The organism is Acinetobacter sp. UBA3025, assembly GCF_002367915.1.
Taxonomy (GTDB): Bacteria; Pseudomonadota; Gammaproteobacteria; order Pseudomonadales; family Moraxellaceae; genus Acinetobacter.
Window position 1 is genome coordinate 1 of record NZ_DFDO01000047.1, and the last position, 12,219, is coordinate 12,219.

The 12,219-nt window shown below is 43.7% G+C and carries 12 protein-coding genes and 1 riboswitch; of the genes, 9 read left to right on the forward strand and 3 right to left on the reverse strand.

The window, feature by feature from the left end:
- The 4 genes from B4J23_RS01890 to B4J23_RS01905 all read left to right on the forward strand — a co-directional run.
- On the forward strand, nt 1-910 hold a 910-nt coding region (locus B4J23_RS01890; protein WP_291358611.1), incomplete at its 5' end, for an AMP-binding protein.
- Between the two features lie 318 nt (nt 911-1,228).
- On the forward strand, nt 1,229-2,251 hold the full coding sequence (locus tag B4J23_RS01895; RefSeq protein WP_291358612.1) for a flavin reductase family protein: 1,023 nt from the start codon (nt 1,229-1,231) through the stop codon (nt 2,249-2,251).
- 40 nt (nt 2,252-2,291) lie between these two features.
- Nucleotides 2,292-3,458 (forward strand): fatty acid desaturase family protein, encoded by a 1,167-nt coding sequence (locus B4J23_RS01900; protein ID WP_291358613.1) that lies wholly within the window; start codon nt 2,292-2,294, stop codon nt 3,456-3,458.
- Between the two features lie 251 nt (nt 3,459-3,709).
- Nucleotides 3,710-4,060: a hypothetical protein gene (locus B4J23_RS01905; protein WP_159122938.1), complete on the forward strand. Its 351-nt coding sequence runs from the start codon at nt 3,710-3,712 to the stop codon at nt 4,058-4,060.
- A 69-nt stretch (nt 4,061-4,129) separates the two neighbouring features.
- On the opposite strand, the gene B4J23_RS01910 is transcribed toward B4J23_RS01905, so the two are convergent.
- Nucleotides 4,130-4,840 (reverse strand): HAD family hydrolase, encoded by a 711-nt coding sequence (locus B4J23_RS01910; RefSeq protein ID WP_180031204.1) that lies wholly within the window; start codon nt 4,838-4,840, stop codon nt 4,130-4,132.
- 190 nt (nt 4,841-5,030) lie between these two features.
- Nucleotides 5,031-5,136, forward strand: a riboswitch (guanidine-I (ykkC/yxkD leader).
- Between the two features lie 24 nt (nt 5,137-5,160).
- Between B4J23_RS01910 and B4J23_RS01915 the strand changes: the two genes are divergently transcribed.
- The 5 genes from B4J23_RS01915 (at nt 5,161) to B4J23_RS01935 (ending at nt 10,960) form a co-directional block, all read left to right on the forward strand.
- Nucleotides 5,161-5,901, forward strand: coding sequence for an urea amidolyase associated protein UAAP1 (locus B4J23_RS01915; protein WP_414631559.1), 741 nt, complete (start codon nt 5,161-5,163; stop codon nt 5,899-5,901).
- A 15-nt stretch (nt 5,902-5,916) separates the two neighbouring features.
- On the forward strand, nt 5,917-6,570 hold the full coding sequence (locus B4J23_RS01920) for an urea amidolyase associated protein UAAP2 (RefSeq protein WP_291358615.1): 654 nt from the start codon (nt 5,917-5,919) through the stop codon (nt 6,568-6,570).
- A 3-nt stretch (nt 6,571-6,573) separates the two neighbouring features.
- The gene (gene uca, locus B4J23_RS01925) at nt 6,574-10,179 is read left to right on the forward strand and encodes an urea carboxylase (RefSeq protein WP_291358616.1); all 3,606 of its coding nucleotides are present in this window, start codon (nt 6,574-6,576) and stop codon (nt 10,177-10,179) included.
- A gap of 129 nt (nt 10,180-10,308) precedes the next feature.
- Entirely contained in the window at nt 10,309-10,656 is a 348-nt protein-coding gene (locus B4J23_RS01930) for a type II toxin-antitoxin system RelE/ParE family toxin (protein WP_179992580.1), read from the forward strand.
- A 1-nt stretch (nt 10,657) separates the two neighbouring features.
- Nucleotides 10,658-10,960: a helix-turn-helix domain-containing protein gene (locus B4J23_RS01935; protein WP_179992579.1), complete on the forward strand. Its 303-nt coding sequence runs from the start codon at nt 10,658-10,660 to the stop codon at nt 10,958-10,960.
- A gap of 57 nt (nt 10,961-11,017) precedes the next feature.
- Here the strand turns inward: B4J23_RS01935 and B4J23_RS01940 are convergent, their stop codons facing one another.
- Nucleotides 11,018-11,620, reverse strand: coding sequence for an OmpA family protein (locus tag B4J23_RS01940; protein WP_291358617.1), 603 nt, complete (start codon nt 11,618-11,620; stop codon nt 11,018-11,020).
- A 3-nt stretch (nt 11,621-11,623) separates the two neighbouring features.
- Nucleotides 11,624-12,004 (reverse strand): hypothetical protein, encoded by a 381-nt coding sequence (locus tag B4J23_RS01945; protein WP_291358618.1) that lies wholly within the window; start codon nt 12,002-12,004, stop codon nt 11,624-11,626.
- Between the last annotated feature and the right edge of the window lie 215 nt (nt 12,005-12,219).

Sequence of the window (12,219 nt, forward strand, 5' to 3'; positions counted from 1 at the left end):
GCTCGGTTGTACCTTGGTGTTGCCGGGGCCAGGCCTGGATGGAGCTAGTCTGGTTAATCTGATTGATACGTATAAAGTCTCTGTGGCTTTAGGTGTTCCGACGATCTGGCAAGGGCTGATTGCGGCTGCCCAGCAAAGTGGTTCAAAACTGGAAAGTCTGAAACGGAATGTGGTCGGTGGTTCTGCCTGCCCACCAGCTATGCTGAAAACCTTTAAAGAGCAGTTTAACTGCGAAACCATTCATGCCTGGGGGATGACTGAAACCAGTCCACTTGGTAGTGCCAATCAGCTAAAAACCAAACACCTTGATCTGGCGGATGAAGAAAAAATGCAGATTCGTCTGTCTCAAGGTCGTCCACCGTTTGGCGTTGATTTACGTTTAACCGATGAAGAAAAAGGAACTCAGGAAATTGCCCGGGATGGTGAAACCATAGGTAATCTGCAGATTAAAGGGCACTGGATCATTGATCACTATTTTGGCAAGGAAGAATCTGCGCTCACAGCAGATGGCTGGTTTGATACCGGAGATATTGCTACCTTAAATGAAGATGGCTTTATGAAGCTGTGTGACCGTTCCAAAGATCTGATCAAGTCAGGCGGTGAATGGATCTCTTCAGTCGATCTTGAAAATATGGCGATGGGACATCCTGAAATTGCCATGGCTGCCGTGATTGCGGCACAGCATCCTAAATGGGATGAGCGTCCCGTTCTGATTGCGATTAAAAAGCCAGAGAGTCATGTGAGTGAAGCCGAAATGCTGGATTACTATGCGGACAAAGTCGCTAAATGGCAGATCCCGGATCGCGTGATTTTTGTAGATTCTATTCCATTAAGTGGAACCGGCAAGATGCTGAAAAAAGACCTGCGTGAACTTTATGGTTCTATCTTGCTGGAACAGGCCGTAGGTTAAACTATTTTTTTAAAAGGTAAATTTTTGCCTTTTTAACTCACCCAATATTCAAAACAGAAACTGATCTCTTATATAGAGGTCAGTTTTTTTATATGTTTTTGCTAAAAATATACAGACCCAAAAAGCAATTTATTCAGTTCATACAGTTTTAACAGCACTTTCTGGCTAGGATTGTCTTACAAAAAGTCCAACTATGGTTTCTAAGCACATAATTTGACCTACATTGACATGGTGCGAGCTTCAGAATTCTTTATTCTGGACTACATAATAAATAGACAGTTGTACATTAATTCTGTCTGCGGAATAGAGGGGATAAAAATGACAAGTATGACGACCTACAAGCCGCATTGGATTCGTGAAGATTTCATTGATTTTGTTGGTGAAAAAATCCATCCAACCTGGGCACTCAAAAAAGTCAAAGCATCGGTCGTGAATATTCAGGCGGTTAGTCCAGACTTTTTCAAAATCCAGTTACGTCCAAATTATAACTTTAACCGCGGGTCATTTCAGGCCGGTCAAAATATCGCGGTGACTCTGCGTCTGGATGGAGTACGTCATCAACGTCATTATTCTATCGTGACCATTTTAAAAAATGGTGATGTGATTATTGCAGTCAAGCAGCAAGGTAAAGTGTCACGTGCCTTAACTTTATTGCAACTAGGTGCAGTGGTCGAGCTGTCTCAGCCACAGGGCGAATTTACGTTATTAAACTCTCCTAAACCGATTCTGTTTCTGGCATCAGGCAGTGGCATTACTGCAATTTATTCCTTATTGCAAAAAGCAGTCGTGCAGTTTCAGCATCCGATTGATCTGATCTATTTCACCCGTGATGATGCATTTCATGCCGAGATCAAAACCTTGGCGTTGATGCATCCTCATCTGAAATATCATCATTTTAATACAGTCGAGCATAAGCAGCATCTGAGCCAGCAATTGCTAAACAAGCTGGTACCAGACTTTGAACAGCGTGAAATCTATGCCTGTGGTTCAGCGGGAATGATGAAAACTGCACTCAAAATTGCCGATAAACTGGCGGTGAAATCTAGCTTCCATTCTGAATATTTCCAGATTGCGATGGATGAAAAAGTGAAAGCTCAGCCTGTACAGTTTTTAAGATCGCAGCAGGAATTCCAGGCAGAATCTAATCTGCTGGAAAGTGCAGAGCAGGCGGGTCTTCGTCCAGCGCATGGTTGCCGTATGGGCATTTGTAATACTTGCTCATGTACCAAAGTCAGCGATTCAGTTAAAAACATGCTGACGGGTGAGATCGACCACGGCAACAATACTCCAATCAAACTTTGTATTTCACAGGCCGTCAGTCCTGTGGTGATTAATTTATAAGCTATTTCAACCATTACTAAACGAATAAGAAGGTGCTCCCATGAATATGCAAATTGATTTTAAAAAATACAGTAAATCTCAATTTCTAAGCCCGGAACAGGTTGAAGAGTTCGGTGCCAAGGTTGATGCTATCTGCCGTGAAGTAATGGAAGATTTGGGCGAAAAAGACGCAGAATATATTTATAAAATCCGTAATTTTGTACGTTATAGCGAGATTGCTTCCCGTGGCATGCTGATGTTTGCAGGCTGGTTGCCGCCGGTCTGGTTAGCGGGAACAGGCTTATTGGGTATCTCGAAAATCGTGGAAAATATGGAACTTGGCCATAACGTGATGCACGGCCAGTTCGACTGGATGAATGATCCGAGTCTGAATGGTTCGACTTATGATTGGGATACTATTTCCACTGGGGATGACTGGAAATACACGCATAATTATATTCACCACACGTATACCAATATTGTCGGTATGGATCACGATGTCGGTTATGGTCTGATTCGTGTCAGTGAATCTCAGTCGTGGGAACTACGTTTTATCTGGAATATTCCTTTAACCATTCAGTTGATGGTGTTCTTTGAATGGTATGTGGGTGTACAGCGTTTGCATCTGGAAGATGTGATTGCCTATAAAACTAAAACCTGGAAACAGGTCTGGGAAGAAGCAGCGCCTTTACGCAAAAAAATGCGCCGTCAGGTCCTGAAAGATTATGTATTTTTCCCACTGATTGCCGGTCCAAATGCCATTCCAGTATTTACCGGGAATGCGGTTGCCAATGTGATTCGTAGCCTATGGGCGTCTGCGGTGATCTTTAATGGACATTTCACTGAAGATGCAGAAACCTTTGAAATGGACAATACCGACAATGAAACCCGTGCGGAATGGTATCTGCGTCAGATCCGTGGTTCGAGCAACTTCAGTGGCGCGAACTGGTTGCATATTCTGAGTGGTAATTTAAGCCATCAGATTGAGCATCATCTGTTCCCAGATATGCCAGCAAACCGTTATGCCGAAGTAGCACCAAAAATCAAAGCCTTATGTGCTGAGTACGGGATTCACTATAACGAAGCCAGCTTTATGAAACAGTTCTCGACTGTATGGGTCAGACTGGCGAAATGCTCACTGCCAAATGAATGGAATCAGCAAATTGCAGAAAAAACTCACGCAGTTAAATCGGTGTTTCGTTACTTTAAATCTAAGCTTGTAAATTAATTTTTAGGGTTTCTCTATTATCCAGTTTGGTACTCCTCAATAGATTTGGATGGTCTATTGAGGATTTTTTTTATCAGTTAAAAAGTGCTCAGTTCACACGAATTTATGAATGAAATATGAAGATGTTTTTCAAAAAATGACGAAGGCGGGACAGATTTACTACCGCTGAAACGCTTCGCCTACAAGCTAAGCGTTTACCTCAAGGAGGTTCTTTTTATAATGGCCGCGTTCTATCATTCAAGGTCTCAGTTTTGAAATATCTTAAATATTTTTCAGGCATCTCACTTTTATTGCTGTTAACCGCGTGTAATACCCCGGAAACTCCAGCACCAGATTATCAGGGGAACTGGAAAAATACACTGGAAAATCCAAAATTGGAAAATATCCTGGTGATTTCCAAAAATGGTGAAAACTATTTCATTACCAATACTATTAAAGACAAAGAAAGCGGCAAAACTGACAAGAAAAATCCGATGCCAGCTTCAGTCGCTGATAATGGTCTGCTTCAGATTAATTCAGGTACAGGTGTCGTTGATTTCGCAATTGACGAAAAAACTGGCAATCTGGTCGGTTCAGGCTCCGTCTATAAAAAAGCCAAATAATGCTCTAATCTAATCAATTCAGAGATAACACGAAAAATGCCATGATCAGGGAGGATTCATAGCATTTTTTTAGTTCACCAATTTTATGAGACCAGCAAAATCTTCTACAAAATAATCTGCCTTGGCTTTGATCAGGTCCATTTCATGCGCAGAATACTGGTCGTAAATTGCAACGACATCAATTCCCGCATTGTTGGCAGCTTCCACCCCAATTAAAGAGTCTTCAACAATCAGGCAATCTTTAGCCTCAATTTCAAAATGCTGGAGCGCATTTAAATACACTTCTGGATGCGGTTTGATATTCTCAACATTTTCACGAGTCAAAATAATCGCAAAATCATCATCAAAACTGATTTTCTGATTAATCTTCTGGTTATTGTCCTGATAACGCTGCACATTGAACAAGCTGGTGGTAGTCGTGAGTGCCAATTGTATCCCTTGCTGTTTTAGGGCTTGAATCAGCAGCTCAGCTTGCGGTTTGAGTTCAATCACATGATCCAGAAAATGCCGTGAAATATGATAACGGCGATTTTTAACCTCTTCCTTGCTTGGCTTGAAACCATATAGGTCTTTTAAATAGCCACAATATTCCAGATAGGGATCGGGCATATGTCTAAAGGCTTTCAGTTGCAGGTCACGCTGTTGCTGAATCTGATCCAGACCGACTTCGATCCCCGACAATTCCTGAATCAGGGCAGCATCGACTTGGTTCCAGATTCCCACTGAATCAATCAAGGTCCCATCCAGGTCAAAACATACCAGCTTTTTATCTTTAAACATGTCACACCCAATTCTCTTTCACCGCCATTATCCCGTTTTTGGATAGAGATAAAAAGTCCAGTTTGGGTGCACATCCAGACTGTATTTATCAATAAATTCGTAAAATGAACTTATTTTGAGCATTTTAAGTATTACTAATAATAAAAATCGTAATACTAAATTGGCACAGCATTTGCATTTATCTAAGCATCATAAAGTGATCTAGGGTTCCGGCAGTTTTTTCAAAAAAACTGCGGCTGAGACCGAGAGTTCACGGCTCGATTTGAGCTACACGGAGGGATAAAAGCCCGGGAGGTTGGAACAAAAACCTTAGAGAGGTCATGCAAATGGGCGACTATCATAACAATCAAACACTTTGGACTGAAATCCTGCCGGGAGGGCATCATTGGTCCGGGCGCATTCAAAAAGGTGCGGTTTTGCAATTCAAGGCACTCGGTGCCAATGCCAACGTATCCCTGTTCTGTGTCAATGCTGAAGATAAACTGGAACGTTACAACATGCCAGATAGCCTGAAAGGCCAGCATACCGCATACCTGACAGCAGGGAATGTGCTGTATTCGGATCTGGGTCGTGTAATGGCATCCATCGTTAAAGATGATGCTGGCTGGAACGATACCTTCTGTGGTCCATCCCGTCCTGAACAGATTGAAAAACAGTTTGGCATCCGTAGCTTCCAGGATGCCCGCAATGACATGTACCAAAGCGGTTTAGATGGTCTGTTGGTTGAATTATCTAAATTCTCACTCGGTCAGACTGACCTGAGTGCAACCGTCAATCTATTCTCTAAAGTGACGCCAAATGATGCTGGCGCATTGTCTTATGTGCCTTCAGACAATACTAACCAAGTGATTGAACTGCGTTTTGAAATGGATTGTCTAGTGTTCCTGTCTGCTGCACCGCATGGTCTGGATAACAGTACGGAATATCAACCGGCTGATATCCAATTATCTCTATTTAAAGCCAATAATTTAGGCGAAACCGATATCTGTCGTGACTCCTGTCCACAGAACCAGCGTGCATTCCAGAACAACGCACGTTACTACGCACTTTCTAACGTTTAAGGCAGGAGAATAACCATGACAGCTCTACAACAATTCGAAAAAACCGTACTTAGCGAAATCTGTCCTGCCGGTGAAGCATGGATGTGCGAAGTCAAAAAAGGCCAGTATTTCCGCATCATCGATCTGGAAGGGAATCAAGCAGTCGATACCTTATTTATCTCGGCTGAAAACCCAGAAGAGCGTTATAGCGCAACCGATACTCTAGCGATGAACCAGCAGATTTATCTGGAAAAAGGCACTACTTTATACAGTAACTTTGGCCGTGCTATTGCCGTGATCAATGATGATAACTGTGGTCGTCACGATACTTTAGGCGGTGCATGTTCATGTGAAAGTAACACCGTCCGTTATGCACATGATAAATATCCAATGCACAGCTGCCGTAACAATTTTATGTATGCGCTGGCGAAGCATCCGGTGGCGAAAAAGTATGGCTTAAACGTGCGTCACATCGGTCCAAATATCAACTTCTTTATGAATGTGCCGGTGACTGCCGATGGTCACCTGAAATTTGATGATGGTATTTCAGCACCTGGCAAGTATGTGGAAATCAAGGCGGAAATGGACCTGATCGTACTGATCTCGAACTGTCCGCAACTGAACAACCCATGTAATGCCTACAACCCGACACAAATCCAGCTGGTTGTGCGTGAAAGCGAGGAGGCTTAAGTTATGTTTAATAAAGTTTTGATTGCCAACCGTGGCGCGATTGCCTGCCGTGTGATCCGTACCCTGAAAAAATTGGGGATTCAATCTGTCGCCGTTTATTCTGAAGCAGACCGTGATTCGCTCCATGTCACTCTTGCGGATGAAGCGGTCTATATCGGTGAAGCACCAGCCAGCCAAAGCTATTTAAATGTTGATAAAATTTTAGAAGTTGCCAAACAGACCGGTGCACAAGCGATTCATCCGGGTTACGGCTTCCTGTCTGAAAATGCGGAATTCTGCGACCTTTGTGAAGCACAAGGCATTGCTTTCATTGGTCCAAACTCGGCACAAATGCGTGCTTTCGGTTTAAAACATACGGCGCGTGAGCTGGCAATTCAGGCCAATGTACCATTACTGCCAGGCAGTCAATTACTCGCTGATGAAGCGGAAGCACTAACAGAAGCGGCGCGTATCGGTTACCCAGTAATGCTGAAAAGTACTGCTGGCGGTGGCGGGATTGGCATGCGTCTGGTCTGGAATGAAGCTGAGCTGAAAGATGCTTACGCAACCGTGTCTTACTTGGCACAAGCCAACTTCAAAGATGCAGGTCTGTACCTGGAAAAATTTGTACAAAATGCCCGACACATCGAAGTGCAAATTTTTGGTGATGGTCAAGGGCAGGTGATTGCACTCGGCGAGCGTGATTGTTCGGTACAACGTCGTAACCAAAAAGTGATTGAGGAAACGCCTGCACCGCATATCAATGACGAACAACGTGCCTATATCCAAAATGTCGCGATTCAATTGATGCAGTCAGTGAATTACCGTTCTGCCGGTACGGTTGAATTTGTGATGGATACCGATACCCAAGAATTCTATTTCTTGGAAGTGAACACTCGTCTACAAGTGGAACATGGTGTCACTGAGCAAGTCTTTGGCGTGGACTTGGTGGAATGGATGGTGACGCTTGCGAGTGGTGATTGGACGGCACCAACTGAAAAATTAGAATCCAAAGGTCATTCGATTCAGGTACGTCTCTATGCCGAAGACCCGATCAAGAACTTCCAGCCAAGTGCCGGTCTGCTGACTTATGTCGAGTTTGATGATAATGCACGTAACGAAACCTGGGTGGAAACCGGATCGAATGTATCATCTTTCTATGATCCAATGATTGCTAAAATCATTGTCACAGCAGATGATCGTGACGCAGCCATTCAGGCGATGACGGATACACTGTCGAAAACTCAAGTGGCGGGTATCGAAACCAACCTGGAATATCTACAAAACATTATTGATGGTGAGGTGTTTAAAGCTGGTACACAAACCACGCGTTTCCTGAATACTTTTGAATGGAAAACCCAAAAAGTTGAAGTGCTACAAGCGGGCATTCAAACTGCGGTGCAGGATGTGACAGGTCGTTTGGGCTACTGGGATGTCGGTGTGCCGCCATCAGGTGCGATTGACCCATTGTCATTAAATGTGGCAAACCAGTTATTAGGTAATGCCCCAAATACAGCGGGTCTAGAATGTACCCTGCAAGGGCCAACTTTAAAATTCCATTGTGACAGCCAGATTGTATTGGCCGGTGGTGACATGCCATCAACACTGGATGGTGTGGCTGTGCCAATGTGGCAAACCGTGAATGTGCGTAAAGGTCAGATTTTAAAATGTGGCAAGATCGCCACCGGTTGCCGTACCTATATCGGCATTAAGAGCGGTCTGAATGTGCCTGAATATTTAGGTTCACAAGCGACCTTTACCCTCGGTCAGTTTGGCGGTCATGCCGGCCGTAACCTGCTGATCGGCGATATGCTGCCAATTACGGCGTATACATCTGATGAAGTTAAAGCACTAGCGCCAGCGCAAATTCCGACTTTCAGCCATGAATGGGAAATTGCGGTGATGTATGGCCCGCATGGTGCGCCAGATTTCTTCACCAAAAAGGACATTGATACCTTCTTTGCCAATAATTTTGAGATTCACTTTAACTCTAGCCGTACCGGTATCCGCCTGATTGGTCCAAAGCCGGAATGGGCACGTGAAGATGGTGGTGAAGCAGGTTTGCATCCATCGAATATTCACGACAACGCGTATGCGATTGGTGCGATTGATTTCACCGGTGATATGCCAATTATCCTCGGTCCAGATGGTCCAAGTTTGGGTGGTTTCGTCTGTCCAGCGGTGGTGATCAATTCTGAGCTGTGGAAACTCGGTCAGCTCAAAGCCGGTGATAAAGTGAAATTTGTTCCAGTCAGCTATCACCAAGCCAAATTGCTAAATGAAAAATATCATGCACAACTCGAAGCACTGGATACCCAAGAAGTTTCATTTAATGAATCCTTCTACCCAGAACTTGCTACGCTAAAAAATGCAGTGCTGGATATCTTAAAAAGTGAAAATGGTGCGCCAGATGTGGTGTATCGCCCAGCGGGTAATAACTACATGCTGGTGGAATATGGCGAGCTGGTGCTGGATCTGAACCTGCGGTTCCGTATCCATGCCTTGATGCAATGGGTTCAAAAACAGAATATTCCGGGCATTATTGACCTGACACCGGGCATTCGTTCGCTGCAAATCCATTTTGATTCTATCAAGCTGGATCAGCTCGACCTGTTGCGTCTGCTGCAAGTGGCTGAAACTGAACTGCCTGATGTGACTGAAATGGAAGTGCCATCACGTACCGTGTATTTGCCATTGGCTTGGGAAGATTCTCAAACCCAGCTGGCAACCGAACGCTATATGCAAACCGTGCGTCCAGATGCGCCATGGTGTCCGGACAATATCGAGTTTATCCGCCGTATTAATGGCCTGAAAGATAAACAAGCTGTGAAAGATGTGGTCTATGATGCAAGTTATTTGGTGATGGGCCTAGGCGATGTATATTTAGGTGCACCTGTGGCAACCCCGCTTGATCCGCGTCAACGTTTAGTCACAACGAAATATAACCCTGCACGTACCTGGACGCCTGAAAATGCTGTAGGGATCGGTGGTGCTTATATGTGCGTATATGGTATGGAAGGCCCGGGTGGTTATCAGTTTGTCGGTCGTACTACGCAAATGTGGTCGCGTTACCGTAAAAATGCCGACTTCGAGCAAGGCAAGCCATGGTTACTGCGCTTCTTTGACCAGATCAAGTTCTATGAAGTGTCTGAAGAAGAACTGATGCAAATGCGTGAGGACTTTAAGGCAGGCCGTCTGAAACTGCGTATTGAAGAAGGTGTGTTGAACCTGAAAGAGTACAACCAGTTCCTGACCGACAATGCCGACACCATTAGCGAGTTTAAGGCAACACAACAAGCGAACTTTGAAGCAGAACGCCGTCGCTGGCATGAAGCTGGACTGGCTGAATACGTGTCTGAAAGTCTGGATGCGGTCGACGATGGTGAAACTGTTGCTATTCCGGATGGTGGCTGTGCGGTGGAATCACATATGCCGGGTTCAATCTGGAAAATTGAATGTCAGTCTGGTGATATCGTGGAAGAAGGTGCCACCTTGGCCGTAATTGAAGCAATGAAGATTGAGATTCCGATTATTGCCCCTGAACGTATGCGTGTAGATACGATTACGATTGAGAAAGGGCAAACGGTGAAAACAGGGCAGGTGTTGTTTACGTTAGCACCAGTGGCTTAAAGAATTTCCCTAATCCTCCTTTGAAAAAGGAGGGAACTTTTAAAGACCGTCCATAAGGGCGGTTTTTTATTTGCAGTATAGAGTGGACATTAGTAATATATAGCTTATAGTCTATATTTGGGTTGTGGTATGTGGACGGTACTGACCACAGATGTATTTAATGAATGGCTTGAACAACAGGACGAATCGACACAAGAAAAAGTCTTAGCAGCTTTGGTGGTATTACAGAGTCAGGGGCCAAGTCTTGGGCGACCTTTGGTAGACACAATATATAACTCTAAATATACCAATATGAAAGAGCTACGTGTTCAACATAGAGGAAAACCAATCCGGGCATTTTTTGCTTTTGATCCGTTAAGACAGGCAATCGTACTCTGCATTGGTGATAAAAGTGGCAATAAGCGTTTCTATACAGAGATGCTGGCAATTGCAGATGAACAGTATTCACTGCATTTGAAATCTTTAGGAGTAAACTGATATGGCTAAAACTTTGCAAGAATTATTGGCGAAACGTTCTCCTGAGAGTCAGGCTCGTATTCAGGAAATGGCAGAAGAGCTGCTGCTTGAGCAACATCTTCATATGATTCGCGAAGAGTTGGAAATTTCTCAAAAAGAACTGGCTGAAACTTTAGGGATTAAACAACCTTCACTATCTGCAATTGAGAATCGTGGCAACGATCTCAAGATTTCGACAATGAAAAAATATGTAGAAGCCATGGGTGGAAAGCTGCGTATCGATGTAGAGCTACCTACAGGGAAACACATTGGGTTTAATGTTTAATCATCGGCAGAGTAAAACTTGAAGTGCGACATAAACCACCTAATTAATTTAAAGGGTTTATGGAGTATATAAAATTGTCATACCATCATCACCCGTGTTATCTGCAACAGGCTGAGTATCTCCAAAACCTTTAGCGCTTAAACGGCTGCTTTCGATACCCGCTTTGGTCAGGGCAGCAACCACGCTTTGTGCACGTTGATCAGACAGTTTTAAGTTATGCGTAGCATCACCGGTATTGTCAGTATGACCATAAATACCTAGTTTTAAATCCGGATTGTCTTTTAATAAGGCAACAATCTGCTCAATTTGTGCTTGTGAGTCCAATAAAATCTCCGCTTTATCAGTTGCAAAGTTAATTTGTACGCTCACTTTATTGTCCTGATCCAGACCTTGTTTTAGTGCGCTTGAAGTCAGGGCTTTGGCAGTCACATTTAAAGGCTTGGATTCAGCTACCATTAGCGAAATATAGTTGCCAGATTGGGTCAGCTGGAACCATGCAGTCTTATCTTCCTGGCGAAGTACATAAGTCTTGGTCGGGTAGTTAAAAATATCCCCCAAGCCAGCATAGTATTGCACCTGAAAATCTTTCGGAATTTTCTCGATGATATCTTTTGGAATCTGGCTATTGGTAACTTCTACGCCGCCCAAATCCTTGATCACACTTTACAGATTACGCTGAATTTCTAAGAAATTACCTTCTTTATATTCCGGTTTCGAGGTAATACCTGAGCTGAATAATTGTCCTTCGACCCATTCCAGTTGCTGTCCTGTCCAGAATGGAACACGCTCAAAATTGCGCTGCTCAGTATTTTGATAGATATAACCGTCTGGCAGGGCAATATAAGGAAAGTCACCGAGTGTCGCTGTGCTAAGTGGAATTTTACTGATGCCAAAAGCTTGTGTCTGTGCCGTTTCGGCAGTTTGCGTGGTGTCTTCCTGTTGGATTTCGGTTTTGGAGGTTTCTGCTTGCTCGGTTTTGCTACATGCCGCAAAAATAAAAGGCGTACAAAGAATGGCAGTACGAAGGAGAGTGGAAGTCTTCATTAAATTTCCTTATTGTTCGGCATTTTTGTGGAATTTATTGTATATAAATTCACCTGTAGTGCGAATTTTAATCGAAACCTGAATTGGAGTGGTTTTAGCATTCATAATTAAAGCTAGAGAAGAATAATTGGTGAAGATTCCATTACCGAAAACTGTACCATGAATCCCTATTTTGATATCGTTTTGGTCCTTCTTTGATCAAGATCGGAAGAGCG